Origin of the sequence: Amycolatopsis solani (assembly GCF_033441515.1) — a bacterium.
GTDB lineage: Bacteria > Actinomycetota > Actinomycetes > Mycobacteriales > Pseudonocardiaceae > Amycolatopsis > Amycolatopsis solani.
In genome coordinates this window covers 743778-770470 of the sequence record NZ_JAWQJT010000003.1, presented here as the reverse complement: position 1 = coordinate 770470, position 26693 = coordinate 743778, and the positions used below count along the sequence as shown (strand labels likewise).

The window sequence follows — 26693 nt, the reverse complement described above, 5'->3', positions numbered from 1 at the left end:
GCTGTGCAGGGCCGCGCCGCACGATTCTGTTACAGCTGACCCGGCAACGTCACTGCTCCATGTGATTTAATTTCGGGAACCCCTGAACTATGTGAAAAGCTGACGAAACGGGTGTATCGGCCCGGTGGCGTCTTGTAGGCCGGGGAACCAGGGGGCAGACTCGCCCGCATGCCCGCGCTCAGATGCCGCCGAACCCTCGTCATCGCCGCTGCCGCCGCGCTCGTCTCCACCGTCGCGAGCGGGCCCGCCACCGCGGCCACCCCCACCCCCAAGTCGCCGGTCGCCGTCGGCTTCGGCGGGGCGGTGGCCAGCATCGACGCCGACGCCACCGCGATCGGCACCCAGGTCCTGCGCGACGGCGGGAACGCCGTCGACGCGGCGGTCGCGGTCGCCGCCGCACTCGGCGTCACCGACCCGTTCTCCGCCGGGATCGGCGGGGGCGGGTTCTTCGTCTACTACGACGCCCAGACGCGCCGCGTGCACACTTTGGACGGCCGCGAGACCGCGCCGCAGACCGCCGACGCGAACCTGTTCGTCGAGAACGGCCAGCCGCTGCCGTTCGCCGATGCGGTCACCAGCGGGCTCGGTGTCGGGGTGCCCGGCACGCCGGCGACCTGGTCCGAGGCGCTGCGCAAGTGGGGGACGCGCTCGCTGGCGAAGTCGCTGAAGCCCGCCGAAAACCTCGCGCGCAACGGTTTCGTCGTCGACCAGACCTTCCAGACGCAGATCGCGAACAACGCCGCCCGCTTCTCGGCGTTCCCGTCGACGCGCTCGCTCTACCTGCCGGGCGGCGCGCCCCCGGCCCCCGGCACCGTCTTCAAGAACCCCGACCTCGCGGCGACGTACGCGCAGCTCGAACGCCACGGCGTCGGCGCGCTGTACGACGGCCCGATCGGCGCGGACATCGCCAAGACCGTCCAGCGGCCGCCGGTCGACCCGGCCTCGACGCTGAACGTCCGGCCCGGCAAGCTCACCACCGGCGACCTCGCCGACTACGACGTGATCGAGCGCCGCCCGACCCAGACCAGCTACCACGGGCTCGACGTCTACGGCATGCCGGCGCCGTCCTCCGGCGGGCTGACGGTCGCCGAGGCGCTCAACATCCTCGAGAACTTCGACCTGAAGCACGCGAGCAAGGCCGACTACCTGCAGTACTTCCTGGAGTCGACGCGGTTCGCCTTCGCCGACCGCAACCGCTGGATCGGCGACCCGGCGTTCGTCGACGTCCCGGCGCGCGAACTGCTCAGCCAGCGCTTCGCCGACACGCGCGCCTGCCTGATCTCGAAGGACAAGGCCGCGACCAGCCCGGTCGCCCCGGCCGACCCCCGGCACCCGACGCCGTGCGCCGCGGGCACCACCGCCGCGCCGACGCCGTACGAGGGTGAGAACACCACCCACCTGACGGTCGCCGACAAGTGGGGCAACGTCGTCGCCTACACGCTGACGATCGAGCAGGAGGGCGGCAGCGGCATCGTCGTGCCGGGCCGCGGGTTCCTGCTCAACAACGAGCTGACCGACTTCTCGTTCACGCCGGTGACGCCGGGCGTGCCCGACCCGAACCTGCCCGGCCCCGGCAAGCGCCCGCGCTCGTCGATGGCACCGACGATCGTCCTCGACCACGGCCGCCCGTTCTTCGCGACCGGCTCGCCGGGCGGCGCGTCGATCATCACGACGGTCCTGCAGGTGCTGCTCGGCCGCCTCGACCGCGGCCTCTCCCTGGAGGACGCGATCGCGGCCCCGCGCGCTTCGCAGCGCAACTCGGCGGCGGCCCAGGTCGAGCAGGCATTCCTGGACCAGCCCGAGACGGCGGCGCTGCGGGCCCGCGGCCAGGGCTTCTCGACAGCGCCGGCCGAGATCGGCGCGGCAACGGGCGTGGAGCGCCTGCGCGACGGCCGCTGGCTGGCCGCGGCGGAACCGGTCCGGCGCGGCACGGGCGCGGCGCAGGTGGTGTGGCCCACGCGCTGGTAGCGACCCCCCGCCCTCCCTGGAGTCGGGGTCGACGCGGCGGATCATCGCATCGGCGGGCTCGCCTGACGTCTTGAATGAGTCATTCAGGACGCCGGAGGTCTTGAATGACTCATTCAAGACCTCCGGGGCCCGCTCGAGCCGGCCTGCTGATCCCGATCCCGACGTCGCCGGAGCTCTGTCGCCCGGCGAGGGGAAAGGTCGTTCGTGACATCCCGGCGGGCTCGCCCCCAGAGCAAGCCGCGACGACACCCCCGCCCTCCCTGGGGGGTGTCCCTATGTGGTTGCCAAGCCGCGGCGGGCGCGGGTTGGCGGTAGTGGGTGCCGTTGCGGAGCATGGCGTAGAGGACGTCGCAGCGGCGGCGAGCCAGGCAGAGCAGCGCGGCGTTGTGCTTCTTGCCCTCAGCTCGTTTGCGGTCGTAGCAGGCCCTGCTGGCCGGGTCGGACCGGGCGGCGAAGGCAGCGAGGAAGAACGTGCGTTTGAGCTGGCGGTTGCCGGTCCTCGCGGGGAGCTCGCCCTTGATGCTGGTGCCGGAGTTGCGGGTGACCGCGGCAATGCCCGCGTAGGCGGCCAGGTGTCCGGAAGAGGCGAAGATCGAGGCATCGCCGACCTCGAGCAGGATGCGGGCTGCGGTCCTGACCCTGATGCCGGGCATCGAGGTCAGGCCCCGGCAAGAGGGTGCGCATCAAGTATCCCCTCGACCTGCTCAGCAACCTGTTTCCGTTGCAGGAGCACGGTCTTCAAGCTGTCGGCCAGCCGTGGCAAGACGGTGTCGGCGGCGGCGGTGCCCGGAACGGTGACGGTCTGCTCGCCCAGCGCGGTCATGATCGCCTCGACCAGTTTGTCGCCGAGGCGGGGCGCGTGGACCTTGGCGATCGCGGTCAGTTTGCGGCGGCCGGCCTTGGCGATCCCGGTCGGGCCGCCGCAGCGAGAAAGGATCTCCAGCACCGCCGGATGCGAGATCCGCGGGCCGATCGCGTGTTCGAGGGCGGGGTGGATGCCGGTCAGCAGCCCGCGGATCCGGTTGCTGATCCGGGTGGCTTCGCCGGCCAGGTCGTCGTCGAACCCGACCAGCACCTCCAGCTCCGCCAACGCCTCGTCCCCGACGTCGACTGGCCGCAGGGTGTGGGGCAGGGAGCGGGCCGCGTCGGCGATGACGAACGCATCCCGGGCATCGGTCTTCGCGCGACCGGGATAGAGATCGGCGATGCGGCGCATGGCCGGCCCGGGCAGGTAGGCCACCTGGTGTCCGGCGGCGCGGGCGACCGCGACCGGCAATGCCCCTTGCCGTCGGGGTCCAGACCGACCGCGTGATGGGCGTCCTTGCCCACGTCCAGGCCGAGGAACACCCCGAAACTGCTGCTCATCCACCACACCGTTCGGTCGTCGGTTGTGGTCACCGGGTCGGGCATCGAGCGCCGGCACCCACGTCACGACGAGACCTGCCAGGTGGCGGCCGTGTCCCTATCAGCGGTCGGTCGACGCCACCAGACCCGGTGACACCACCCCCGGATCATGGGTTCGACTGGGGGTGCAAGTCATACCGGGCCTGCGACCACAACTCCCTGGTCGGGAGCCATGAAAAAGGTAACGGGGCGTGCCCTTGTCCAGCCTATCGGTGCCGCCCGACGAAAAGCCGGGAAATCGGGCGGCCGTGGCCTGGTTGTCCACACCGTGGTCGGGTTGTGGACAACCAGGCGCGCCCGGCCGGAGCGGGCCTTCTAGACTCGGCTCCGATGTTCCAGCCACCTGAATCCCCGCTCCCGCCGGGGGTGGGCCGATGAAGCTCGTCTTCGCCGGCACGCCCGAACCGGCGGTCCCCGCGCTGCGCGCGCTGCTCGACTCCGGGCGCCACGAAGTCGCCGCCGTCGTCACCCGTCCCGATGCGCAGGCCGGGCGTGGCCGCCGGGTCGTGCGCTCGCCCGTCGGCGCGCTCGCCGACGAACACGGCATCGAGGTGCTGACGCCCGCGCGCGCCGGTGATCCGGCCTTCCTCGCGCGGCTCACCGAGCTCGCGCCGGACGCCTGCCCGGTCGTCGCCTACGGGGCGCTGCTCCCGCAGGCCGCCCTCGACATCCCGCGGCTCGGCTGGGTGAACCTGCACTTCTCGCTGCTGCCCGCGTGGCGGGGCGCCGCGCCGGTGCAGGCCGCGATCCGGGCCGGGGACGAGATCACCGGGGCGTCGACCTTCCGGATCGTCAAGGAGCTGGACGCGGGCCCGGTCTACGGCGTCGTCACCGAGGCCATCGGGTCCACCGACTCGGCGGGCGAGCTGCTCGGGCGGCTCGCGGAGTCCGGGGCGAAGCTGCTGCTGTCCACCATGGACGGTCTCGCTGACGGCAGCCTCGTCGCGCGCGAGCAGCCCGCCGAAGGGATCAGCTACGCGCCGAAGGTGACGGTCGAGGACGCCCGGGTGTCCTTCGCCGACCCGGCCGCGGCGGTCGACCGGCAGATCCGGTCGGTCAGCCCGGACCCGGGCGCGTGGGCGGAGTTCCGCGGCGAGCGGATCAAGCTCGGCCCGGTCACGGTGCTCGACGAACCCGGCCCGCCGCCGGGCGAGATCGTGGTCGAGCGCAAACGGGTGCTGGTCGGGACGGCGACGAAGCCGCTGCGGCTCGGCGACGTCCAGGCACCCGGCAAGAAACGGATGGCGGCCACCGACTGGGCGCGCGGTACGAGGATCGACCAGGGAGAGCGCCTCCGGTGAACGACCACAGGGAACGACGTCCGTCACGACCGCAGCGGGGCCGCCCGGCACCGCGCAAGGAAGGCCCGCGCCGCCCGCCGGACGTGGACCCGGCCCGGCAGGCCGCGTTCGACGTCCTCGCGGCCGTGCGGACCAAGGACGCCTACGCCAACCTCGTCCTCCCGGACCTGCTGCGCGAGCGGCGGATCACCGGCCGCGACGCCGCGCTGGCCACCGAGCTCGCGTATGGCGCTTCGCGCGCCCAGGGCCTGCTCGACGCCGTCATCGAGTCCTGCGCCGAGCGCCCGCTCTCGCAGACGGACCCCGCGGTGCTCGACGCGCTGCGCCTCGGCGTCTACCAGCTGCTGCGCACGCGCATTCCCGAGCACGCCGCCGTGACGTCCACTGTGGACCTCGTGCGCGCGGAAGGTGGTTCGTGGGCAACGGGTTTCGCGAACGCCGTCATGCGCAAGGTGTCCGAAAAGGACGAAGCGGCGTGGCTCGACGAGCTCGCGCCGGACGACTCGGCCGACCCGATCGGGGCCTACGCGCTGCGGACCGCGCACCCGCGCTGGATCGCCCGTTCGTTCGCCGAAGCGCTGGGCGACAAGGGCGCCGGGCTCAAGGCCGCGCTCGAAGCCGACGACGCGCGGCCCGAGGTGCACCTCGTCGCCCGTCCGGGTGAGATCAGCGCCGACGAGCTCGCCGCGATCACCGGCGGCGACCCGGCGCCCTACTCGCCGTACGGCGTGCGCCTGCCGGCCGGCTCCGGCGACCCGGCCGACGTCGAGCCCGTCCGCGAGCGGCTGGCCGCGGTCCAGGACGAGGGCAGCCAGCTGTGCGCGATCGCCGCGACGAAGGTGCCCGTCGAGGGCACCGACGAGCGCTGGCTCGACCTGTGCGCCGGCCCCGGCGGCAAGGCCGCGCTGCTCGGCGCGCTGGCCGCGCTGAGCGGGGCTCGCGTCGACGCCGTGGAGAAGGCGCCCCACCGCGCGAACCTCGTCGAGAAGGCCACGAGCGGCCTGCCGGTGAAGGTGCACGTCGCCGACGGGCGCGAAAGCGGCCTGGAGCCGGGCTACGACCGGATCCTCGTCGACGCGCCGTGCAGCGGCCTCGGCGCGCTGCGGCGGCGGCCGGAAGCGCGCTGGCGCCGCCAGCCGTCCGACGTCGCCGACCTGACGAAACTGCAGGGCGAGCTCATCAGCGCGGCGTACGCCCTGCTGCGGCCCGGCGGCGCGCTCACCTACGTCGTCTGCTCGCCGCACCTGGCCGAGACGGAGGGCGTGCTGACGGAGACCGCGCGCCGGCTGAAGGCCGAAGTGGTGGACTCGCGCGAGTTCTTCCCGGGCGTCCCGGAGCTCGGCGACGGCCCGTACGTGCAGCTCTGGCCGCACCGCCACGGCACGGACGCGATGTTCTGCGGCGTGCTGCGCAAACCGTGAGGAACCTCGGGCTGGTGGCCGGCTCGTGCGGCGGACTGGACGTCCGGTTCGCGGCCGAGCTGGCCCGCCCCGCGGCCGACCGCGGCTGGCGGACGGCGATCACCCTGACGCCGACGGCGATGCGCTGGCTGTCGTCGACCGGCGCGCTGGCGGAGGTCGCGGCGTGCACGGACCTCCCGGTCCGCAGCGATTCCCGGCTGCCGGGCGAGCCACGCCCGCACCCGGACCCGGAGGTGTTCCTGTTCGCGCCGGCTTCGGCCAACTCGGTGGCGAAACTGGCGCTGGGCATCGCGGACAACCAGGCACTGACAGTGCTCGGCGACGTGCTGGGCGCGCCGGGGATCACGATCGTGGTGGCGTACCAGATCCAGGACACGCGGGAGCACCACCCGGCGTGGCAGCGCCACCTCGACACCCTCGCGAGCGCCGGGGTGACGCTGCACCGGCTCGACGTGCGGCGGCCGTGGACCGAGGCGCTCGACCTGCTGCCTTGAGCCGGCGGCGGCGGACTTCGCGGAGTGGGGCCGCGGTCGCGCTGAGCCTGCGACGGCGCCGGGCCCGCGACCTCGCTTGAGCCGCGACCGCCTTGCGCTTGCGGCGGCGGTGGACCTGCGACCTCGCTTGACCCGCGGTCGCGCTGGGGCCGCGACCTCGCTTGCACCGCGACCTCGCTTGAGTCGCGACCGCCTTGCGCTTGCGGCGGTGGACCTGCGACCTCGTTGAGCAGAGCACCCGGCCGCGGGGGCGCCCCCGTTTTCCACGCTACCGGTGACCACCGACAATTCCGGACCACCCGCTGGCGGCCGGCTGGCCCGGCCGCCGTGTTGCGAGCGCTGGTTAGGCTGCCGGACCACCGGGCGGGTGCCGGGCCGCCAGCCGCTCGGTCGCCGTGCTGAGAGCGCCGGGGCCTACCGGCCGCGGGGGTGCCAGGCCCCGCCTGGCCAGGCGAGCGGGCGTCGCCGGGCCGCGAGCGCTGCTGGACCGCTGGCAGCCTGGCGTCGGCCACCGGCAGCCAGGCATCGCTGTGCCACGACCGCTGTCCACCCGCAAGCCCCGCCGGTCCTACGAACACACCGCCGCGTCCACAGCCGCCAGCAGGTGCTGGTTCGTGGCCGCCGGGGTCGGGTTCTCGTTCAGCACCACCGTCACCCGGCGCCCCGCCGGGCCGACCCCCGCCAGGTTCGTGAAGCCGATGATCCCGCCCTGGTGGCCCCAGAACTCCCCGCACGACACCGGAATGCTCCCCAGCCCCAACCCGTACCCCGCGCCCGGGACGCCAAGGTCCGCCGGCACCGTCCGGCGCATCTCCGCCAGCTCGGCCGGCCTCAGCAACCGCCCACCCAGCAGCGCGCCGTAAAACCGGTCCAGATCGGCCGGGGTGCTGATCAGGCCGCCCGCCGCGCCCGCGATCGTTGCGTCGAAGTCGCTGAAGTCCACGAGCTTCCCGCCGATCGGGGCGTACCCCACCGCGTGCGGGGCCGGCAGCTTCTCGTCGCCGCGGCGGGGGAGGTACGTGTCGTGCAGGCCCAACGGCCGCGTGATGCGGTGTGCGATCGAGGCGTCCAGCGGGTGGCCCGTCACGCGCTCGGCGAGCATCCCCGCCACGATGTAGTTCGTGTTCGAGTACGACCAGCTCGTGCCGGGCGGGAACAGCGCCGGGTGCTTCAGGGCCATCGCCACCAGCTCGGCCGGCTCCGCGCCGCGATGGCGCAGGACCTCCGGGTCCGACAGGTCGAGGTCTTCGGTGTAATTGTAGAGCCCGCTCGTGTGCTGGAGCAGCTGCCGCACGGTGATCCGCCGGTCCGGGAGTAGGCCCGGCAGGTAGCGCTCGACCGGCGCGTCCAGCTTCACCCGGCCCTCGCCGACGAGCTGCAGCACGATCGTCGCCACGAACGTCTTGGTCACGCTGCCCGCGCGGAACGAACCGTTGCGCGGGAACGGCTTCCCGGTGGTGACGTCCCCGGTTCCGCTGCGCGTGACCCGCGTCCGGGAACCGTCCTGGACGACCGCCGCCGCGCCCGGTACGCCGTCCTGGGCGGTCAGGACGTCCAGGCTCGCCTGCACCGGCGTGGTGGCCGCGAACGCCGGCGCCGCGGTCGTGGCGGCGAGCAGGACGGCGAGCGTGCCGGCGGTGACGGCGCGCACTGACTTCCGCATGAGAAAACCCCCTGGTGTCTTGGTCTTTCCCACGCTAGGGAGCCGCGACGCCCGGGGGCATGGGGCAGGCCGCCGGAAGGAACCGGGGGCCTGCCCCACCACTCAGCGCAGGCGAAGGGCCCGCTTCAGGGTCCCGAACAGGTCGGTCTGGTTGGTCAGCCCGACGATGTTGGCCGCCTGCGGGCCGAGGCCCGCGATGCGCACCTGGGTACCGGTGTGCGACTGCGAGCCGCCGGTTTCCGCGGTGCCGTAGGCCAGCGTCATGTTCGCGCCCTCGTTGGTGACGAGGGTCGCGGTCAGGCCCGGGGTGGCCGTGGGCTCGACGATCTGGCTGCTGTGGCCGTGGTCCGCGGTCACCAGCACCAGCGTGTCGGGGTGGCTGCGGGCGAACGCCGTGCCCGCGGCGATCGCCGCGTCGAAGTCGACCGTCTCGCCGATCTGGCCGCACGGGTCGGCCGCGTGGTCCTGCTTGTCGATGCTCGCGCCCTCGACCTGGAGGAAGAAACCCTTGTCGCTGCGGCGATCGTCGAGCAGCTCCAGCGCCTTGCGGGTCTGGTCGGCCAGCTTCGGCTGAGCCGCCGGCAGCTTCGGGTTCGGGGTGCAGCGCGCCGGCGCGGTGCCGCCGTGGACGGCCGCCGGGCCGGTCCAGTTGACCGGCAGGTTGCCCTCGGCGAACAGGCCGAGGACCGGCTTGCCCTTCTTCGCCGCGGCCAGGTCGGCCGCGGTGTTCACGACGGTGTAGCCGGCCGCCTTGGCCTGCTCCAGCACGGGCTTGCCCTTGAACTTGCCCGCCGTCACCGGCTGGTTGAAGTACTTCGCGCCGCCGCCCAGCAGGACGTCGGGGCGGGTCTGCACCAGCTGCTCGGAGATCGAGCCGAGGCCGCCGTTCTCCTTGGCGTTCTTGGCGCACTTCGCGGTCGTCTCGACCGGGCCCTTGCAGTCGCGGTTGACGACGTGCGAGCCGAGCACGGCCGGGGTCGCGTCCTGGACCTCGGCGGTGGTGACGTCGCCGGTGCGCAGGCCGTTGCGCTTGGCGATCTCCAGGATCGTCGGGACGTCGTTGCCGTACGCGTCGACGGAGATCGCGCCGTTGTAGGTCTTGGTGCCGGTGGCCCAGCCGGTGCCGGACGCGGCCGAGTCGGTCACGTAGTTCGGCTTGGCCGGGTTGTTCTGCTCCACGGCGTAGGTGGTGTAGTCGCCGGTGAGCGGCAGCTCGTCCATCGCAAGCCGGCCGGCGGCGCCGCGCTCGTAGTTGCGGGCCGCGGTGATCTCCGACTGGCCCATGCCGTCGCCGATGAACAGGATCACGTTGCGGGCGTGCCCGCCCTGGATCGCGGAGCGGACGTCGTTGGTGCGGTCACCGGTGCCGGCCGACGAGCGCGCGTCGGCGTTGTCGGAGCCGCTGGTGGCCAGTGCGACGGGGGCGGCGGCGACCAGCGCGGCGCCGAGCGCGCCCGCGACCAGCCACCGGCGGCGGCCGGCGAACAGCGAAGCCATGGTTCTCCTCGTATGGGGACTTCGAGAGGTAATCGCCCGGATTTCGGACACGGGTCATTAGTCCTCGCGCATGTGTGCCGCGCAGGGACGCGAGGTGACGGGCGGGTGTCCGCTGGCCGAACTCATGACTTCCCGCGGGTGACCGGGAGCACGTCGGTTATTGACCGGCGAGGTGTCCCGGCCGGACGACGCCCGATTCGTACGCTATGACCACCGCCTGGCTCCGGTTTCCGGCGCCGAGCTTCGCGAAGATGTTGCCCACGTGGGTCTTCACCGTCTCCAGGCTGATCACCAGCGCCGCCGCGATGTCCTGGTTGGACAGTCCGCCGGCGACCAGCCGGAGCACCTCGGCTTCGCGCCGGGTAAGCGTTTTCGCCGCCCGCGCGTACCGCCCGCCCGCCGGCCGCGCGGTCACCAGCCGCCGGATCGCTTCGGGGAACAGCAGCGACTCCCCGGCGGCGACGGTCCGGACGGCGTGCGCGATCTCCTCCTTGCGCGCCCGCTTCAGCAGGAACCCGCTGGCGCCGGCCAGCAGGGCATCGCGGACGTAGTCGTCGTTGTCGAACGTCGTGACGACCAGGATCTTCGGCGGGTCGCCGAGCGCGGCCAGCACCTGCCGGGTGGCCTCGATGCCGTCGGTGCCGGGCATCCGGACGTCCATCAGCACGACGTCCGGGCGGCACCGGCGCACCTCGGGCAGCACCTCGGCGCCGTCGGCCGCTTCGCCGACCACCGGCAGGCCCTGCTGTTCCAGCAGCGCCCGCAACCCGGTGCGGACCAGCGGTTCGTCGTCGGCGAGCAGCACCGACGGGGTCATGCGCCCGCTCGCAGCGGGATGGTCGCGCGCAACCGCCACCGCTCGCCGTCCGGGCCCGCCGCCAGCTCGCCGCGCAGGGCTTCGACGCGCTCGGCGAGCCCGGTCAGCCCGTGCCGCGCGGTCCGCGGCCGCCCGTCCGCCAGCGCGTTGACCACGGCGATGGCGAGGTGGTCCGGCCCGGCCTCGACCCGGACGTCCACCGCGCCGGGACCGGCGTGGCGCAGCGCGTTGGTCAGCCCTTCCTGGACGATCCGGTAGCCCTCCCGCGACACCGCGGCGGGCAGCGCGGCGACCGGCCCGGCGACGGCCAGGCGGACGTCGAGCCCGGCTTCGCGGGCGCGCACGGCGAGGACGTCGACTTCGGCCAGCGTGCGCTGCGGCTCCTTCGCCGCGGGTTCGTCGCGAAGCAGGCCCAGCACGTGGTCGAGGTCCTCCAGCGCGGCGCGGGAGGCTTCTTCGATCGTGCCGAGCGCGCGCCGCACCTGGGCGGGCTCGGTCTCGACCAGACCGGCCGCGGCCGCCGCCTGGATGGTCGACGTCGTCAGCGTGTGCCCGATCGAGTCGTGCAGCTCGCGGGCCAGCCGGTTGCGCTGGGCGAGCACGGCCGCGCGGCGCTCGGCGAGGACCGCGCGTTCGGCGTCCGACGGGCCGAGCAGGCTTTCCGCGCCGGCGCGGAAAGCGCGGGTGGCGCCCGCGACCAGCACGACCGCGCCGAAGAGCAGCACCACGCCGAACGGGACCGTCCACCCGCCGAGCGGGACGTCGTCCCAGAACAGGCTGATCCGGTCCTGCCCGCCGGCCAGCCACACCGCCGGGACGAGCAGGCCCAGCCCGAGGAACGCGAGGACCGTCAACAGCACGCCGCTGACCAGCGTGTGCAGGGCGAGCCACAGGCCCGAGCGCAGCCGCGTGCCGGCGTCGGGCCGCCCGGCCGGCGCGGGGACGGCGGTGCCGAGCAGGAGGTTCGCCAGCCCGATGCCGAGGCGACGCACCGGCCCCAGCAGGCCCAGCAGACCCGTGAGCACCGCGATGGCGAGCAGGGCGAGCAGCGCCCGGACCCGCGAATCCGCTTCGACGGACACCGCCGCGGCGAACGCGAAGGGGGACACCGGCACCATGAGGAGAGCGCCCGCGACGGCGAACGGGAGGCCGCGGTAGCTGCCGATCCGCGCCAGGGAAGGGAAGAATCCGGACATGCGGCGAGCCTAGGGCGGACGGAGTGGCGCACACCTCCCTCTCCGGAGCCAGATCCTGGTCACAACCGGTTAGCGAGCGTTAGCAGCCGCCTCCTACACTCGGGACGTGGCAGACCGACCCTTGATCGCCCCCAGCATCCTGTCCGCGGACTTCGCCCGGCTCGGCGAGGAGATCGCCGCCGTCGCCGCGGGCGGGGAGACCCGAGCCGACTGGGTCCACGTCGACGTCATGGACGCGCACTTCGTGCCCAACCTGACCCTCGGCCTGCCCGTCGTGAAGGCGCTGCTGAAGAGCACCGACGTGCCGATCGACTGCCACCTGATGATCGACGACCCGGACCGCTGGGCGATCGGCTACGCCGAGGCGGGCGCCTACAACGTCACCGTGCACGCCGAGGCCGCGAAGGACCCGATCGCGCTGGCGAAGAACCTGCGCGCGACCGGGGCGAAGGCCGGCCTCTCGCTCAAGCCGGGCACCGCGCTCGAACCGTGGCTCGACGCGCTCAAGCACTACGACACGCTGCTCGTGATGTCGGTCGAGCCGGGCTTCGGCGGGCAGTCGTTCATCGCGGACGTCCTGGAGAAGGTCCGCACCGCGCGGCGGCTGGTCGACACCGGCCACCTGAAGCTGGTCGTCGAGATCGACGGCGGCATCAACGCCGACACCATCGAGCAGGCCGCGGAGGCGGGCGTCGACTGCTTCGTGGCCGGGTCCGCCGTCTACGGCGCCGGCGACCCGGGCAAAGCGGTCGCCGCGCTGCGCGAGCAGGCGGCCCGCGGCCGCGCCGGCTGACCGGCCGGGCGGCACCGGAGAAGCCACCGGGCCGCGGCGGGTGTTGGATGGGGAGCAGCGGCTCACAAGGAGGCAGGACGTGTTCACCGGCATTGTCGAGGAGATCGGCGAGGTCACCTCGGTCGAGCAGCTGACCGACGCGGCGCGGCTGCGGGTCCGCGGCCCGCTGGTGACCAGCGACGCCGGGCACGGCGACTCGATCGCGGTCAGCGGCGTGTGCCTCACGGTCGTCGAGGTGGGTGACGGCGAGTTCACCGTCGACGTCGTCGACGAGACGCTGAAGCGCTCGAGCCTGGCCAAGGTCGCGGTCGGCGACCGGGTCAACCTGGAACGCGCGACCCCGGCCGGCGGCCGGCTCGGCGGGCACATCATGCAGGGCCACGTCGACGGGACGGGCGTGTTCCTCTCTCGCGACGAGACCGGCGTGACGACCTTCGCGCTGCCGGGGCACCTGGCCCGGTACGTGGTCGAGAAGGGCTCGATCGCGGTCGACGGGATTTCGCTGACCGTCGCCGCCGTCACCGACGACCGGTTCAAGGTGGCGCTGATCCCGACCACGCTCGAAGCGACCACGCTCGGCGGGCGCGAAGCGGGCGACCTGGTCAACCTCGAGGTCGACGTGGTCGCGAAGTACGTGGAGAAGCTGGCCGAGGCGCACATCCGCGACCAGGTGCAGAATCGGGACAGCGGCACGGAGGAGCGGTCATGAGTGAGACGAGCGCGGCAGAGCCCGAAGCGGGCTGGACCCCCTGCGGTGCCGGGGCGGTGTTCGACGCCGACGCCATCGAGCGGGCGATCTCGGACATCGCGGCGGGCCGCCCCGTCGTCGTGGTCGACGACGAAGACCGCGAGAACGAGGGCGACCTCATCTTCGCCGCCGAGAAGGCGACGCCGGAGCTGCTGGCCTTCATGGTCCGCTACACCTCGGGGTACGTCTGCGTGGCGCTGACCGAGGGCGAAGCGGACCGGCTGGACCTGCCGCCGATGTACCACACCAACCAGGACGCGCGGGGCACCGCGTACAGCGTCACGGTCGACGCCGCCGACGGCATCACCACCGGCATCTCGGCCGCCGACCGCGCGCACACGATCCGGCTGCTGGCCGACCCGGCGTCGACGGCGAAGGACTTCCGCCGCCCCGGCCACGTCGTGCCGCTGCGCGCGAAGGAGGGTGGCGTGCTGCGCCGCCCCGGGCACACCGAGGCGTCGGTCGACCTGGCCCGGATGGCCGGGCTGTCGCCCGCCGGCGTGCTCTGCGAGATCGTGTCGCAGAAGGACGAAGGCGACATGGCGCGCCGCGACGAGCTCGAGGTGTTCGCGGCCGACCACGACCTGGCGATCATCACCATCGCCGACCTGATCGCCTACCGCCGCCGCACCGAGAAGCAGGTCGAGCGCGTCGCCGAGGCGCGCATCCCGCTCGCCGCGGGCACGTTCCGCGCAGTCGGCTACGACTCGCTCCTGGACGGCATCGAGCACGTCGCGTTCGTCTACGGCGAGATCGGCGACGGCCAGGACATCCTGGTGCGCGTGCACTCCGAGTGCCTCACCGGCGACGTCTTCGGCTCGCTGCGCTGCGACTGCGGCCCGCAGCTGGAAGCGGCGCTGGAGGCCGTGGCCGCCGAAGGCCGCGGCGTCGTGCTCTACATCCGCGGCCACGAGGGCCGGGGCATCGGCCTGCTGCACAAGCTGCAGGCCTACCAGCTGCAGGACGACGGCGCCGACACGGTCGACGCGAACCTCGCCCTCGGCGTCCCGGCCGACGCCCGCGACTACGGCACCGGCGCGCAGATCCTGTGCGACCTCGGCGTCCGGACGATGCGGCTGCTGTCGAACAACCCGGCCAAGCGGATCGGCCTCGAGGGCTACGGCCTGCGCGTCACCGGGCGGGTGCCGCTGCCGATCTCGCCGAACCCGGAGAACCTGCGCTACCTGCGGACCAAGCGCGACCGGATGGGCCACGACCTGGCCCAGCTGGAGCACTACGACCAGGTCGGCGCGGGCACCGAGCACGCGGATGGAGGAGCGCAGTGAGCGGCGAAGGCCGTCCCGAGGTTTCGCTGGACCTGACCGGCTGCAAGTCCCTCAAGCTCGGCATCGTGGCGACCCGCTGGAACGCGGACATCACCGACGTCCTGCTCGAGCGCGCGCTGGTCGCGGCGCGCGAGGCGGAGCTGGAGGAGGACCCGACCGTGGTCCACGTCGCGGGCGCGGTCGAGCTCCCGGTGGTGGCGCAGGCACTGGCCCGCAACCACGACGCGGTGGTCGCGCTGGGCGTCGTCATCCGCGGCGGCACCCCGCACTTCGAGTACGTGTGCGACGCGGTGACGGCGGGCCTGACCCGGGTGGCGCTCGACGAGAGCACGGCGGTCGGCAACGGCGTCCTGACGTGCGACACGCACGAGCAGGCAGTCGACCGTTCGGGCCGGCCGGGCTCGAAGGAGGACAAGGGTTACGAGGCGACGGTCGCGGCCCTGGACACGGCGCACGTGCTGAAGGGCCTGCGCCAGCCGTGGACCGAGCGGGGTTTCGTGTGACGCTCTTGGTGATCCGCCCCCGGCGCGCGCTGATCATGTGCAGCGTGCTGGCGGTGGCCCTGCTCGCGGTGTTCGTGGTGGTGGCGATCCTCCTGCGCAACGGCGACACGGGCGTCCACTTCCAGCGCTCCGACCAGGCGGCGATGATCGGCATCGGCATCCTGCTGGCGTGCGGCGTCATGCTGTTCGCGATCGCGCGGGTGCGCGCGGACGACGAGGGCATCGAGGTCCGGAACGTGGTGGTGACCCGGCGCTTCGCGTGGAGCGAGGTCCTGTCGGTGAGCTTTCCGGACGGTGCTTCTTGGGCGCGGCTGGAGCTGCCGGACGACGAGTACCACGCGGTGATGGCGGTGCAGGCGGTGGACCGGGCCCGGGCGGTGGAAGCGGTGCGGGCGTTGCGGAAACTGCACCGCGCGGCCACGGGTGGCTAGCCGCCCCTGATCTTGCGGGCCAGCTCGCGGGCGCGTTGCTCGGTGAACTTGCTGTCGGTGATCTGAGTGATGCCGTCGAGGATCGCGACCTGGATGTTCGGCGCGAAGACGACCTGGCTGTCCACGACGAACGCGGCCTGCTGTCCGGTGTTCTTGCTCGTGAAGTCGGCCCAGATCTTCGTGCCCTCCGCGTTGAACGTGAGGTTCACGACCCACTGCCCGCGCTGTTGGTCGTAGCCGGCCGTCGCGTCCGTCACCTCGCTCCCGGGCAGGAACTCGGGTTCGAGCACGTAGGCCGTGTTGTCGGTCTGCCCGCACGTGACGAGCGGCAAAGAACGGTCGTCGTGCCCCGCGAGCGGGTCGGAACTGCCGGGCGCGCAGTCGATCGCCCGCACGGCGGCGGTCTGCTGGGCCGGGTCCCAGCTTTGCCGCTCGGCCTGCGAGAGCGGTGCGCCGGTTCCCGCACCGCCGACCCGCGAAGCGCCGGCCACGACCTTGCGGAACCCCGCCGACTCGGGACCGCTGACCGGCGCGGCGGACGACGGTGCCACCGGGGCGGGCACCGCTTGTCCGGCGACGACGGCGCCGCACCCGGCCGAGGTCAGCAGGGCGAAGGCGGAAACGAACACCGCGAAGCGCATGAGCCCCAAGTCGGCGGCGTGGCCCCGCCTGTTACGCCGGCCTCAGAGGTCCAGGTCCACCACGATCGGCGCGTGGTCCGAAGGGCCCTTCCCCTTCCGCATGTTCCGGTCCACATAGGAATCCGTCACCGCCGACGTGAAAGCCTCGTTGCCGTACACCAGGTCGATCCGCATGCCCTTGTTGTTCGGGAAGTTCCCCGCCCGGTAGTCCCAGTACGTGAAGGGGTGGTCGTACTTCAACGGCCGCGGGAACACATCCGACAACCCCAGTTTCCGCAGCCGGGCCAAGGCCTCGCGTTCGGCGGGAGTCACGTGCGTCGACTCCGCGAACAGCGCGATGTCCCACACGTCCGCGTCGGTCGGGGCCACGTTGAAGTCGCCGAGCACCGCGAACGGGCCCGACGAAATCTCCGCGGACACCAGGGACCGCAACGACTCCAGCCACTCCAGCTTGTACGCGTAGTGCGGGTTGTCCGGCTCGCGCCCGTTCGGCACGTACACCGACCACACCCGCACGCCGCCGCACGTGGCGCCGACCGCACGCGCCTCGGCGGCCCCTTCGAAAGAAGGCTCGCCAGGCAACCCGCGGACCACGTCGGCCAGCCCTACCCGGGACACGACGGCGACGCCGTTCCAACGCCCGAGCCCGTACGCCGCCACCTCGTACCCGAGCGCCTCCACCTCGGCGAAAGGGAACTTCTCGGTGGTGTTCTTCAGCTCCTGCAGGCACAGCACGTCGGGGGCCGTCCGCTCCAGGAACTCCAGCACGCGCGGCAGGCGGGGGACGATGGAGTTCACGTTCCACGTGGCGATCCGCATGCCCGCGAGCATCCCACACGGCACCGACAAAACCGGGGCGGCGCGAGAACGCGCCGCCCCGGGGACTCACACGCCCGCGGTCGTCCGGATCCAGGACCGGCTCGAGGCCACGCTCGCGTAGTTGTTGGTGCCGCGGGTGTTGCTCCCGCTCTGGTTCTGGACCGTCGACGCGACGCCGACCTGCACGCCACCGGACACCTGGGGTCCGCCCGAGTCGCCCTTCCAGGCCGAGCCGTTGATGCCGACGCTCTGGATCGCGCGGCCGCCGTAGGCGTCCGACGAGCGGCCGGTCACCTGGACGTTCGCCGTCTTCAGCGCGGACGCCGGCGGGCCGGTCGGGGTGGTGCGGCCCCAGCCGTAGAGCTGGTTGGTGCTGCCCGTCGACGGGTCCGCGCTGCCCAGCGGGATCGGCGCCGCGCTCGTCGCCGAGGCGAGGTGCAGCAGGGCGATGTCGCCGTTCGGGGACTCGTACTTGCCGTCGACCGCGATCTGCGTGCCCGAGAACAGCGTGTTGCTGCCGACCTTGACGTGCATGCCCGAGCCGTCCTGGTCGAGGCAGTGCACCGCCGTCATGACCCAGCGCGCGGCGATGACCGTGCCGGAGCAGTTGAAGCCCTGGAAGTCGCGGCCGGGGGTGTTGACGTACACCTGCGCGCCCCACGACACGGTGGGGGCGGTCGTGCCGCCGACGATGTTCGGCTGGACGCCGGCGGAAGCCACGGCGCCACCCGCGAGGGTCAGCGCGACGGCGGCCGCGGCGGCGGCGCCCAAAACACGGAGAGAGCTCACGGTGGGGATCCTTTCGGACGGGGGCCGGATCGGCCGGTCGGAAAGTAACCACCGCGTCACCCAGGGGGACACCTACTGAAGTCGGAAGCGGACTAACACCCTACTTCCGGCGGGGCGCTCGGGGGCGTGCGAAAACTGTCGGTGCCGACCCATACTCTTGACGTCGTGGCTGACCCGACCACCTACCGTCCCTCGCCGGGGAGCATCCCGGATGCCCCTGGCGTGTACAAGTTCCGCGACGCGACCAAGCGGGTCATCTACGTCGGCAAGGCGAAAAGCCTCCGCAGCAGGCTGAACTCCTACTTCGCCGACCTCGCCGGCCTGCACCCGCGCACGCGCCAGATGGTCACCACGGCCGCGAGCGTCGAGTGGACCGTGGTCACCACCGAGGTCGAGGCGCTCCAGCTCGAGTACAACTGGATCAAGGAGTTCGACCCCCGGTTCAACGTCCGCTACCGCGACGACAAGAGCTACCCGATGCTCGCGGTGACGCTGAACGAGGAGTTCCCCCGCCTGCACGTCTACCGCGGCGCCCGCAAGAAGGGCGTCCGGTACTTCGGGCCGTACGCGCACGCGTGGGCCATCCGCGAGACGCTCGACCTGCTGCTGCGCGTGTTCCCGGCGCGCACCTGCTCGGCCGGGGTGTTCCGGCGGCACGGCCAGATCGGCCGTCCCTGCCTGCTCGGCTACATCGACAAGTGCTCGGCGCCGTGCGTCGGGCGCGTCTCGGCCGAAGAACACCGCGACATCGTCGAGGACTTCTGCGACTTCCTCGCGGGCAAGACCGACGTCATGATCAAGCGGCTCGAAACCGAGATGGCCAAGGCCTCCGAGGAGCTCGAGTTCGAGCGTGCCGCCCGCCTGCGCGACGACCTGGGCGCGCTGCGCCGCGCCATGGAGAAGCAGGCCGTCGTGCTCGGCGACGGCACGGACGCCGACGTCGTGGCGTTCGCGCACGACGACCTCGAAGCCGCGGTCCAGGTCTTCCACGTGCGCGGTGGCCGGGTCCGCGGCCAGCGCGGCTGGGTGATCGACAAGGCTGAGGAGATGGACGTCCCGGCGCTGGTCGACCACTTCCTCACCCAGTTCTACGGCGACCAGGCCGACCTGGACGCCCGCGACGACGTCGACGCGGGCCCGGTCGTCCCACGCGAGGTGCTGGTCCCGGAGCTGCCCGCGGACGCCGACGCGGTCGCGGAGTGGCTGAGCGGCCTGCGCGGCTCGCGGGTGCAGCTGCGGGTGCCCCAGCGCGGCGACAAGAAGGCGCTGGCCGAGACGGTGCAGCGCAACGCGGGGGAGGCGTTCACCCAGCACAAGCTGCGTCGCGCCGGAGACCTCACGGCGCGCTCGGCGGCGCTCACCGAGCTGCAGGAGTTCCTGGCCCTCGACACCGCGCCGCTGCGCATCGAGTGCATCGACATCAGCCACATCCAGGGCAGCGACGTCGTGGCCTCGCTCGTCGTGTTCGAGGACGGGCTCGCGCGCAAGTCCGAGTACCGGCGCTTCGCGCTGCGCGAGGCGGCCGAAGAGGGCGATGTCGCGTCGATCGCCGAAGTCGTGCGAAGGCGCTTCCACCGCTACCTGAAGGAAACCGCGGAGGAGTCGAGCACGCCGGGCCTCGACCCGGAGACCGGGCGGCCCAAGAAGTTCGCCTACCCGCCGAACCTGCTGGTCGTCGACGGCGCGGGCCCGCAGGCCACCGCGGCCGCGGACGTGCTGGCCGAGCTGGGCATCACCGACATCGCCGTGGTGGGGCTGGCGAAGCGGCTCGAAGAGGTGTGGCTGCCGGCGGACCCCGACCCGGTGATCCTGCCGCGGACGTCGGAAGGGCTGTACCTGCTCCAGCGGCTGCGCGACGAGGCCCACCGGTTCGCCATCGCCTACCACCGCGAGAAGCGCTCCAAGCGGCTGCAGACGTCCGAATTGGACAGTGTGCCCGGGCTGGGGCAGGCTCGGCGCACCGCCCTGATCAAGCACTTCGGCTCGGTGAAGAAGCTCAAGCAGGCCCGGATCGAAGAGATCGAGGCGGTGCCCGGCTTCGGCAGGCGCACCGCGGAGGCCGTGGTCGCCGCGCTGGCCGGGGAGTCCGGCGCGAGCAACGGCACACAAGCAGGGGAGTAGGGAACACAGTGAGTGCGCAAGAAGAAATCCGCGGGTCCGGCATGGAGGTCGCGGTCGTGTCCGGGCTGTCCGGGGCGGGCCGCAGCACGGCGGCCAAGTGCCTGGAGGACCTGGGCTGGTTCGTCGTCGACAACCTGCCCCCGGAGCTGATCGCGACCATGGTCGAGCTGGGCGCGCAGGCGCGCGGCGCGATCACGAAGGTGGCCGTCGTGATGGACGTGCGCTCGCGCGCGTTCACCGACGACCTCGCCTCGGTCATCAAGGACCTGGACGCCCGGGGCTACAAGCCGCGCGTGCTGTTCCTGGAGGCGACCGACGCGGTGCTGGTCCGGCGCTTCGAGGCCGTCCGCCGCGGCCACCCGATGCAGGGTGACGGCCGGCTCGCCGACGGCATCACGGCGGAGCGGACGCTGCTGGAGCCGCTGCGCGAAGAGGCCGACCTGGTGCTCGACACGTCGTCGCTGTCGGTGCACGACCTGCGCGCCAAGATCGAAGACGCGTTCGGCTCCGAGGCGAGCACCCAGACCCGGGTCACCGTGCTGTCCTTCGGCTACAAGTACGGCCTGCCGATGGACGCCGACCTGGTGATGGACGTCCGGTTCCTGCCGAACCCGTTCTGGATCCCGGAGCTGCGCGAACACACGGGCCTCGACGGCGAGGTCCGCAACTACGTCCTCTCGCAGGAGGGCGCCGAGGAGTTCCTCGACCGCTACCACCAGCTGCTGCGGCTGATCGGCGCCGGCTACAAGCGCGAGGGCAAGCGGTACCTGACGCTGGCCGTCGGCTGCACCGGCGGCAAGCACCGCAGCGTGGCGCTGTCCGTCGAGCTCGCCCAGCGTCTGTCCAAAGAGGACGGAATGGCCGTGAAGGTGGTGCACCGCGACCTTGGTCGTGAATAACGTGCGCGCGGTCGCCCTCGGGGGCGGCCACGGGCTGCACGCCACGTTGTCCGCGGTGCGGCGGGTGACCCCCGACGTCACCGCGATCGTGACCGTGGCCGACGACGGCGGATCGTCCGGCCGGCTGCGGCGCGAACTCGGGCTGCTGCCCCCGGGCGACCTCCGGCAGGCCTTCGCGGCCTTCGCCGCGGAGGACGGGGGCACGCTGTGGGCCGAAGTCTTCCAGCACCGCTTCGGCGGCGACGGCGCACTGGCCGGGCACGCGGTGGGGAACCTGCTGCTCGCCGGGCTGTTCGAGGTGCTCGGCGACCCGGTCGCGGCGCTCGACGAAGCCTGCCGCCTGATGGGCGTCTCGGGCCGGGTGCTGCCGATGTCGCCCGAGCCGCTGGAGATCGAGGGCGAGGTCAGTGGCCTCGACAGCGAGGACCCGTCGGCGCTGCGCCGGATCCGCGGCCAGGTCGCGGTGGCCTCGACCCCGGGGCAGGTGCGGCGGGTCAGCCTGCGCTCCCCGGGCGCCTCCGCGCGGCCGCCGGTGGCTTGCGAGGAAGCGGTCGAGGCGGTGCTGGCCGCCGACGTCGTGTTCCTCGGACCCGGCTCGTGGTTCACGAGCGTTTTACCGCACCTGCTCGTGCCGGGGCTGCACGACGCGCTGGTGCGCACGACCGCCACGAAGGCGATCGTCCTCAACCTTGTCCCCCAGCCGGGGGAAACCGCGGGATTCTCTCCCGAGCGGCACCTGGACGTCCTGTCCGAGCACGCGCCCCTGCTGCGGGTCGACGCGGTGATCGCGGACCGCGATTCCGTGCCCGACCCGGCGAATCTCCGGCGCGCCGCCGCCCGGCTGGGCGCGCGGGCCCACCTGGGGGCGGTGGGCGACCCGGAAGTGGCGGGACGGCATGATCCTGATGCGCTCGCGCGGTGCATGCGGGAGGCTCTCGGTCTCGGCAGGGACGGGGAGCACGGGGGAGGAGCGAAAGGCAGGGAGGGGCAGCAATGGCGATGACCGCCGCGGTCAAGGACGAACTGAGCCGGCTGGAGATCACGAAGATCGGGCCGCGCCGGGCGGAGGTCGCGTCGCTGCTTCGCTTCGCCGGCGGGCTGCACATCGTGGCCGGCCGGGTGGTCGTCGAAGCGGAGCTGGACACGGGTTCGGTCGCGCGACGGCTGCGCAAGGAGATCCACGAGCTGTACGGGCACCATTCGGACGTCCACGTCATCACCGCCAGCGGCGGGCTGCGCAAGGGCACCCGGTACGTCGTGCGCGTGGTGAAGGACGGCGAAGGCCTGGCCCGCCAGACCGGGCTGATCGACCAGCGCGGCCGCCCGGTGCGCGGGCTGCCCGCGGCCGTGGTGTCCGGCGGCGTGGCGGACGCGGAAGCGGCGTGGCGGGGCGCGTTCCTCGCGCACGGTTCGCTGACGGAACCGGGCCGCTCGTCGTCGCTCGAGGTCACGTGCCCGGGCCCGGAGGCGGCACTGGCCCTGGTCGGCGCGGCCCGCCGGATGGGCATCCAGGCGAAGTCGCGCGAGGTCCGCGGCGCGGACCGGGTGGTGGTCCGCGATGGCGACGCGATCGGCGCGCTGCTGACCCGCCTGGGCGCGCACACGAGCGTCCTGCAGTGGGAAGAGCGCCGGATGCGCCGCGAAGTCCGCGCGACGGCGAACCGCCTGGCCAACTTCGACGACGCGAACCTCCGCCGCTCGGCCCGCGCGGCCGTCGCGGCGGCGGCCAGGGTGGAGCGCGCGCTGGAGATCCTCGGCGAAACGGCCCCGGACCACCTCCTGGCGGCGGGCAAGCTGCGCCTGTCGAACCGGCAGGCGTCGCTGGAGGAGCTCGGCCAGCTGTCCGACCCGCAGATGACGAAGGACGCGGTCGCCGGCCGCATCCGCCGGCTGCTGGCGATGGCGGACAAGCGGGCGAAGGACCTGAGCATCCCGGACACCGAGTCCGCGGTGACGCCGGAGATGCTGGAGGAAGAAGACGCCTGACCCCCGCTTCAAGCGCCCCAATGTGGCGTTCGGTGCGTCAGACGCACCGAACGCCACATTGGGTGCGCTCGGGGCGGCGGGTCCTGAGCAGCCCGCCGGGCGCGTACGCGGCTTTTAGCTCGCCGAGCGCCGTGCAGGTCCGCCACGTCGACGCCCACGGCCGCACCGGCTACGCCGACCGGTGGCTCGCCGGCGACCACCAGCAGCCCGGCCGCCGCGCGCGGCTGTCATGAGAAACCCCTCGGCGGCGGAATCGTCCGCGTTAACGGGAACCGCGATCTCGTAACACCGCGGTAGCGCCGGGGAGGCGTGCCCGAAACGAGGCACCTTGAACCTCGGAAGTGATCGAGGGAAGGGGAAAGCATGCGCAACGCACGCCTGCAGGTGTCGCCCGAGGTCGGTACCTGGCTCGCCCGGCGCAGCAGCAAGGCCGAGGACCGGACCGTCGAGGACCTCGTCGCGGCCAAGCGCGGCACCACCGTCTCCGTCGTCATCCCGGCGCGGAACGAGGAAGCCACCGTCGGCGCGATCGTCGGGGCCATCCGCGAGGAGCTGCACGGCCTGCTCGTCGACGAGATCCTCGTCGTCGACAGCCACTCCACCGACGCCACCGCCGAGGTGGCCGCCGCCGCGGGGGCGGACGTCGTCGCGCAGGACGCCGTCTTCCCCGGCCTCGACGGGCTGGCCGGCAAGGGGGAGGCGCTGTGGAAGGGGGTCGCGGCGACCAGCGGCGACCTCGTCGTCTTCGTCGACGGCGACCTCCACGACTTCACCACGGACTACGTCACCGGGCTGCTCGGCCCGCTGCTGACCGACCCGTCCGTGGCCTACGTCAAGGGCTTCTACCACCGCCCGCTCGGCGCCGAAGCCGACGGCGGCGGCCGCGTCACCGAGCTCGTCGCGCGGCCGCTGCTCAACATGTTCTGGCCGGAGCTGTCCGGCTTCGTCCAGCCCCTCGCCGGCGAGTACGCGGGCCGCCGCGAGGTGCTGGAGAGCATCCCGTTCGTCGCCAACTACGGGGTCGAGATCGGGCACCTCATCGACCTGCTGGAACTGCGCGGCCTCGACGCGCTCGCCCAGGTCGACCTCGGCCACCGCGTCCACCGGCACCAGAGCACGCAGGCGCTGGGCCGGATGGCCGGGCAGATCATGCAGACGCTCTTCGACCGCCTGCAGCGCTACGACCGGCTCATCACGGCCGTCCCGCCGGCGACCACGCTCGCCCAGTTCCAGCGGGGCGCGTCGGACAGCGGTGTCGAGCGTGAGCTGGTGCTGACCGACCTGACGTCGCCGCAGCGCCCGCCGCTGAACAGCCTGGCGCTGCGGCACACGGCGTAGCCCTCAGACGAGCGCGTGTTCGGGCTGCCAGCCGGGCGGCCCGAACACGTAGCCCGCGCGCTCGCGCCAGGTCCGCGCGCCGCGCAGGTCGCGCAGGATCGAGCCGTACTCGTGGAAGCCGACCTTGATCAGGTTGTACGTCTCGATGTTCTTCGTCAGCCCGTACGTCGGCCGCTTGCCCTCGGGCACGAAGCTCGAAAACAGCCGGTCCCAGATGATCAGGATGCCGCCGTAGTTGGCGTCGAGGTACTCGGCGTCGCTGCCGTGGTGGACGCGGTGGTGCGACGGGGTGTTGAAGACGTACTCGAACCAGCGCGGCAGCTTGCCGACCTTCTCCGTGTGCACGAAGAACTGGTAGACGAGGTCGATCGACAGGCCGGTCAGGATCATCCACGGCGGGATCCCGCACAGCGCCAGCACCGACCAGAACGGCAGCTGGAAGTACGGGGTCCACTTCTGGCGCAGCGCGGTCGAGAAGTTGTAGTGCTCGCTGGAGTGGTGCACCTGGTGCCCGGCCCACAGCAGCCGCACGCGGTGGCTGGCCCGGTGGTAGGCGTAGAAGACCAGTTCCTGGCCGAGCAGCATGAGCACCCACGTCCACCAGTCGCGCGGGTCGAGCTTGACCGGCGCCAGCTCGAACAGCGCGGCGAAGACGAAGAGCATCACCAGCCGGAACAGCGCGTTGACCCCGACCGCGACGGTGCCCATCAGCATGCTCGTGCGGGTGTCGGCCGCGCTGTAGCCGATGACGTTGTCGTCGTGGCCCAGCACGTGCACCGCGACGACCTCGATCGCCACGAACAGCAGGAACACCGGGGTCGCGAACAGCACGGGGTCGCGCAGGTGCGCCAGGAACTCGGCCACGTCGCCTCCTCTATCTGACCTGACGGTAACTTACCCAAGAGTCACTTTACGCACGGTAGGCTCTCCCGCGTGACGGAGTCAAGGGCGGTCGGGACCAAGGGGATGCCCCGCGAGGAGCGGGAGGCCCAGCTCGTCGTGGCCGGCACCGAGGAGTTCGGCCGGGCCGGGTACGCGGGCGCGTCGATGGTCGAGATCGCGCGCCGCGTCGGGGTCACGAAGCCGTTGCTGTACCAGTACTTCGGCTCGAAGGACGGGCTCTACCTGGCCTGTCTGCACCGCGCGGGCGACCGGCTCACCGAGGGTGTCGCGACGACCATGGCGGGCGGCGGCGAGCCCGAGAAGATGCCGCTGAAGGTGCTGTCCGCGATCTTCGCGACGTTCGACCACGACCGGTACGCGTGGCGCCTGCTGCGCGACGCGACGGTGCCGTCGACCGGCGACATCGCCGCCGCGGCCGCGGACTACCGGCGCCGCCTGGACGCCTTCGCGCTGCTGGGCGCGACGGAGCTGATGACTTCGCGCGGCCTGGTCGACCCGGACGACATCGAAGCCATCGCGCAGGTCTGGACCGGTGTGGTCGACTCGCTGATCAGCTGGTGGATCGACCGCCCGGACGAGGACGCACCGGCGATGACGGTGCGCTGCGCCCGCATCATGGGCGGTTTGTTCGGCTGGTGACGGCCGGCAGCTTGCGCGCGAATCCGTGCCAGTACGCGGCGGCCGCGCTGGTTTGCCGGACGACCGCGTCGGGAGCCGGTGGCGCGGGCCAGAACTGCAGCAGGGAGCTCTCGGGGCCGTCGCCGTCGTCCATGCCCGTCGCGCTGTAGCGGACGCGGTAGTCGCCGGGCGGCAGCTCCAGGTCCCACCACTCCTCGCCGGCCCAGGTCACGAGCCTCGCCGGGCCCGCCGCGCGGAACGACGCCTCGACGACGTCCTCCCCGCCGGCGTCGGGCGGCGCGGTCTCGTGCACCTCGGCGGTGAACTCGACCTCGCCGGTGTGCCGGCCGGTGAGCAGGAACAACGTGCCCGCCACGGCGGCGCCGCACAGCCCGTTGCGCTGCCCGGCGAAGCACGCGTGAAGATCGCCTTCGAACGGCTCCCCGCCCGCGCTGTGGACGTAGATCTGTCCATAGTGGACATGGACGTCGCCGTGGACCACGGTTCGCATGCCGGTCAGCATGACAGGACGCACCGACAATCCCCCGTTTGCCTCTTTTGTCCGTTCTTTTCGGCACGGAGAGTGGTGTTCGCAGATTGTCTTCCCGAACGGCGTAGCGAAACGGGTGCCGTTCGCGATTAATCAGGGAAGCCGTCCCGACGAGAGGTGCCCGATGCCCGAACCCGCCACTCCCGTCCCGGCCGATCCCCGCCTCGCCGCGCGGTTCACCGAGGACCTGCTCGACGGCTGCCGGGTCCTGGCCAAGGATTACGGCTACCGGCCGGCCCAGTTCGAGCGGATGGTGCGCGAGCACGGCGGCGTCGAAGCGGCCCGCCTGCTGCTGCGCGGCGCCGGCACCGCCGGCGGGTTCACCGTGCTCTGGGAGAAGAACCAGCTCGGCCGCAGCTCGGAGGCGACGATGCTCCGCGCGGAGTACTCGGAGCTGTTCACCTCCGACGAGCTCCTGCTCGCCCGGCGGCGGCTGGAGGAACACGGCTTCGACGTCGACGCACACCTGCGCAGCGTCGCTGAACAGGGGTGAAGCGCGGCAGGGGT

General features: G+C 72.5%; 25 protein-coding genes and 1 pseudogene. 16 read left to right on the top strand and 10 right to left on the bottom strand.

Annotated features, from left to right (window positions below; genetic code table 11):
• Window positions 1-168: 168 nt before the first annotated feature.
• Complete coding sequence (gene ggt, locus SD460_RS36165) at window positions 169-1968, top strand: gamma-glutamyltransferase (RefSeq protein WP_318307365.1); 1800 nt, start codon at window positions 169-171, stop codon at window positions 1966-1968.
• Between the two features lie 287 nt (window positions 1969-2255).
• Here ggt and SD460_RS36160 read toward each other — a convergent pair.
• Window positions 2256-3333: pseudogene (locus tag SD460_RS36160) on the bottom strand (IS110 family RNA-guided transposase); the annotation flags it as partial.
• Window positions 3334-3746: 413 nt separating this feature from the next.
• Between SD460_RS36160 and fmt the strand changes: the two are divergent.
• From fmt to SD460_RS36145, 3 genes are read left to right on the top strand one after another with little or no spacing between them, the layout of a single operon-like run.
• Window positions 3747-4673 (top strand): methionyl-tRNA formyltransferase, encoded by a 927-nt coding sequence (gene fmt, locus SD460_RS36155; protein ID WP_290055823.1) that lies wholly within the window; start codon window positions 3747-3749, stop codon window positions 4671-4673.
• Entirely contained in the window at window positions 4670-6094 is a 1425-nt protein-coding gene (locus SD460_RS36150; protein WP_290055824.1) for an RsmB/NOP family class I SAM-dependent RNA methyltransferase, read from the top strand. The genes fmt and SD460_RS36150 overlap by 4 nt, the downstream gene beginning before the upstream one ends.
• Window positions 6091-6588: a flavoprotein gene (locus SD460_RS36145; protein WP_318307364.1), complete on the top strand. Its 498-nt coding sequence runs from the start codon at window positions 6091-6093 to the stop codon at window positions 6586-6588. The genes SD460_RS36150 and SD460_RS36145 overlap by 4 nt, the downstream gene beginning before the upstream one ends.
• 568 nt (window positions 6589-7156) lie before the next feature.
• On the opposite strand, the gene SD460_RS36140 is transcribed toward SD460_RS36145, so the two are convergent.
• The 4 genes from SD460_RS36140 to SD460_RS36125 form a co-directional block, all read right to left on the bottom strand.
• Window positions 7157-8251, bottom strand: a complete 1095-nt coding sequence (locus SD460_RS36140; protein ID WP_290055826.1) for a serine hydrolase domain-containing protein — start codon at window positions 8249-8251, stop codon at window positions 7157-7159.
• Between the two features lie 102 nt (window positions 8252-8353).
• On the bottom strand, window positions 8354-9748 hold the full coding sequence (gene phoA, locus SD460_RS36135) for an alkaline phosphatase (protein WP_318307363.1): 1395 nt from the start codon (window positions 9746-9748) through the stop codon (window positions 8354-8356).
• 157 nt (window positions 9749-9905) lie between these two features.
• Window positions 9906-10565 (bottom strand): response regulator transcription factor, encoded by a 660-nt coding sequence (locus SD460_RS36130; protein WP_290055828.1) that lies wholly within the window; start codon window positions 10563-10565, stop codon window positions 9906-9908.
• Complete coding sequence (locus tag SD460_RS36125) at window positions 10562-11761, bottom strand: sensor histidine kinase (RefSeq protein ID WP_290055829.1); 1200 nt, start codon at window positions 11759-11761, stop codon at window positions 10562-10564. Before SD460_RS36125 ends, SD460_RS36130 begins: the two co-directional genes overlap by 4 nt.
• Window positions 11762-11882: 121 nt before the next feature.
• Here SD460_RS36125 and rpe point away from each other — a divergent pair, with 121 nt between their 5' ends.
• The 5 genes from rpe to SD460_RS36100 all read left to right on the top strand — a co-directional run bounded on the left by rpe (window position 11883) and on the right by SD460_RS36100 (window position 15522).
• Window positions 11883-12554, top strand: coding sequence for a ribulose-phosphate 3-epimerase (rpe, locus tag SD460_RS36120; protein ID WP_290055830.1), 672 nt, complete (start codon window positions 11883-11885; stop codon window positions 12552-12554).
• A gap of 79 nt (window positions 12555-12633) precedes the next feature.
• The gene (locus SD460_RS36115; protein ID WP_290058994.1) at window positions 12634-13263 is read left to right on the top strand and encodes a riboflavin synthase; all 630 of its coding nucleotides are present in this window, start codon (window positions 12634-12636) and stop codon (window positions 13261-13263) included.
• Window positions 13260-14588, top strand: coding sequence for a bifunctional 3,4-dihydroxy-2-butanone-4-phosphate synthase/GTP cyclohydrolase II (locus tag SD460_RS36110; protein ID WP_290058992.1), 1329 nt, complete (start codon window positions 13260-13262; stop codon window positions 14586-14588). Before SD460_RS36115 ends, SD460_RS36110 begins: the two co-directional genes overlap by 4 nt.
• The gene (gene ribH, locus SD460_RS36105; protein ID WP_318307362.1) at window positions 14585-15091 is read left to right on the top strand and encodes a 6,7-dimethyl-8-ribityllumazine synthase; all 507 of its coding nucleotides are present in this window, start codon (window positions 14585-14587) and stop codon (window positions 15089-15091) included. Before SD460_RS36110 ends, ribH begins: the two co-directional genes overlap by 4 nt.
• A gap of 35 nt (window positions 15092-15126) precedes the next feature.
• Entirely contained in the window at window positions 15127-15522 is a 396-nt protein-coding gene (locus SD460_RS36100) for a PH domain-containing protein (protein WP_290058993.1), read from the top strand.
• Here SD460_RS36100 and SD460_RS36095 read toward each other — a convergent pair.
• The 3 genes from SD460_RS36095 to SD460_RS36085 form a co-directional block, all read right to left on the bottom strand.
• Window positions 15519-16163 (bottom strand): SecDF P1 head subdomain-containing protein, encoded by a 645-nt coding sequence (locus SD460_RS36095; protein WP_290058990.1) that lies wholly within the window; start codon window positions 16161-16163, stop codon window positions 15519-15521. The genes SD460_RS36100 and SD460_RS36095 overlap by 4 nt on opposite strands.
• Window positions 16164-16205: 42 nt before the next feature.
• A complete protein-coding gene (locus SD460_RS36090; RefSeq protein WP_290058989.1) occupies window positions 16206-16982 on the bottom strand; it encodes an exodeoxyribonuclease III in 777 nt (258 codons plus the stop codon).
• Window positions 16983-17048: 66 nt separating this feature from the next.
• The gene (locus SD460_RS36085; RefSeq protein ID WP_290058988.1) at window positions 17049-17771 is read right to left on the bottom strand and encodes a S1 family peptidase; all 723 of its coding nucleotides are present in this window, start codon (window positions 17769-17771) and stop codon (window positions 17049-17051) included.
• A gap of 165 nt (window positions 17772-17936) precedes the next feature.
• Between SD460_RS36085 and uvrC the strand changes: the two genes are divergently transcribed.
• From uvrC to SD460_RS36060, 5 genes are all read left to right on the top strand, one after another.
• Window positions 17937-19892, top strand: coding sequence for an excinuclease ABC subunit UvrC (uvrC, locus tag SD460_RS36080; protein ID WP_318307361.1), 1956 nt, complete (start codon window positions 17937-17939; stop codon window positions 19890-19892).
• A gap of 41 nt (window positions 19893-19933) precedes the next feature.
• Complete coding sequence (gene rapZ / locus SD460_RS36075; protein ID WP_003101350.1) at window positions 19934-20791, top strand: RNase adapter RapZ; 858 nt, start codon at window positions 19934-19936, stop codon at window positions 20789-20791.
• Window position 20792: 1 nt separating this feature from the next.
• Window positions 20793-21794, top strand: a complete 1002-nt coding sequence (locus SD460_RS36070) for a gluconeogenesis factor YvcK family protein (protein ID WP_318307360.1) — start codon at window positions 20793-20795, stop codon at window positions 21792-21794.
• A complete protein-coding gene (gene whiA, locus SD460_RS36065; protein ID WP_125310816.1) occupies window positions 21785-22777 on the top strand; it encodes a DNA-binding protein WhiA in 993 nt (330 codons plus the stop codon). The genes SD460_RS36070 and whiA overlap by 10 nt, the downstream gene beginning before the upstream one ends.
• Before the next feature lie 363 nt (window positions 22778-23140).
• The gene (locus SD460_RS36060; RefSeq protein ID WP_318307359.1) at window positions 23141-24115 is read left to right on the top strand and encodes a glucosyl-3-phosphoglycerate synthase; all 975 of its coding nucleotides are present in this window, start codon (window positions 23141-23143) and stop codon (window positions 24113-24115) included.
• Between the two features lie 3 nt (window positions 24116-24118).
• Here the strand turns inward: SD460_RS36060 and SD460_RS36055 are convergent, their stop codons facing one another.
• Window positions 24119-24979, bottom strand: coding sequence for a sterol desaturase family protein (locus SD460_RS36055; RefSeq protein WP_290058982.1), 861 nt, complete (start codon window positions 24977-24979; stop codon window positions 24119-24121).
• 69 nt (window positions 24980-25048) lie between these two features.
• On the opposite strand from SD460_RS36055, the gene SD460_RS36050 reads away from it, so the two are divergent.
• Window positions 25049-25657 carry a TetR/AcrR family transcriptional regulator gene (locus tag SD460_RS36050; protein ID WP_290058981.1) on the top strand — a complete coding sequence of 203 codons (609 nt, stop codon included), beginning with the start codon at window positions 25049-25051 and terminating at the stop codon, window positions 25655-25657.
• Here SD460_RS36050 and SD460_RS36045 read toward each other — a convergent pair.
• Window positions 25632-26147 carry a hypothetical protein gene (locus SD460_RS36045; protein ID WP_290058980.1) on the bottom strand — a complete coding sequence of 172 codons (516 nt, stop codon included), beginning with the start codon at window positions 26145-26147 and terminating at the stop codon, window positions 25632-25634. The genes SD460_RS36050 and SD460_RS36045 overlap by 26 nt on opposite strands.
• A gap of 163 nt (window positions 26148-26310) precedes the next feature.
• Between SD460_RS36045 and SD460_RS36040 the strand changes: the two genes are divergently transcribed.
• Entirely contained in the window at window positions 26311-26679 is a 369-nt protein-coding gene (locus SD460_RS36040) for a hypothetical protein (protein ID WP_290058979.1), read from the top strand.
• Window positions 26680-26693: the final 14 nt, after the last annotated feature.

Coding starts and splice junctions, on each gene's coding strand:
- ggt (WP_318307365.1), top strand. CDS start 169: ATGCCCGCGCTCAGATGCCGCCGAACCCTCGTCATCGCCGCTGCCGCC.
- fmt (WP_290055823.1), top strand. CDS start 3,747: ATGAAGCTCGTCTTCGCCGGCACGCCCGAACCGGCGGTCCCCGCGCTG.
- SD460_RS36140 (WP_290055826.1), bottom strand. CDS start 8,251: ATGCGGAAGTCAGTGCGCGCCGTCACCGCCGGCACGCTCGCCGTCCTG.
- phoA (WP_318307363.1), bottom strand. CDS start 9,748: ATGGCTTCGCTGTTCGCCGGCCGCCGCCGGTGGCTGGTCGCGGGCGCG.
- SD460_RS36130 (WP_290055828.1), bottom strand. CDS start 10,565: ATGACCCCGTCGGTGCTGCTCGCCGACGACGAACCGCTGGTCCGCACC.
- SD460_RS36125 (WP_290055829.1), bottom strand. CDS start 11,761: ATGTCCGGATTCTTCCCTTCCCTGGCGCGGATCGGCAGCTACCGCGGC.
- SD460_RS36110 (WP_290058992.1), top strand. CDS start 13,260: ATGAGTGAGACGAGCGCGGCAGAGCCCGAAGCGGGCTGGACCCCCTGC.
- SD460_RS36100 (WP_290058993.1), top strand. CDS start 15,127: ATGTGCAGCGTGCTGGCGGTGGCCCTGCTCGCGGTGTTCGTGGTGGTG.
- SD460_RS36095 (WP_290058990.1), bottom strand. CDS start 16,163: ATGCGCTTCGCGGTGTTCGTTTCCGCCTTCGCCCTGCTGACCTCGGCC.
- SD460_RS36090 (WP_290058989.1), bottom strand. CDS start 16,982: ATGCGGATCGCCACGTGGAACGTGAACTCCATCGTCCCCCGCCTGCCG.
- rapZ (WP_003101350.1), top strand. CDS start 19,934: ATGGAGGTCGCGGTCGTGTCCGGGCTGTCCGGGGCGGGCCGCAGCACG.
- whiA (WP_125310816.1), top strand. CDS start 21,785: ATGGCGATGACCGCCGCGGTCAAGGACGAACTGAGCCGGCTGGAGATC.
- SD460_RS36060 (WP_318307359.1), top strand. CDS start 23,141: ATGCGCAACGCACGCCTGCAGGTGTCGCCCGAGGTCGGTACCTGGCTC.
- SD460_RS36045 (WP_290058980.1), bottom strand. CDS start 26,147: ATGCGAACCGTGGTCCACGGCGACGTCCATGTCCACTATGGACAGATC.
- SD460_RS36040 (WP_290058979.1), top strand. CDS start 26,311: ATGCCCGAACCCGCCACTCCCGTCCCGGCCGATCCCCGCCTCGCCGCG.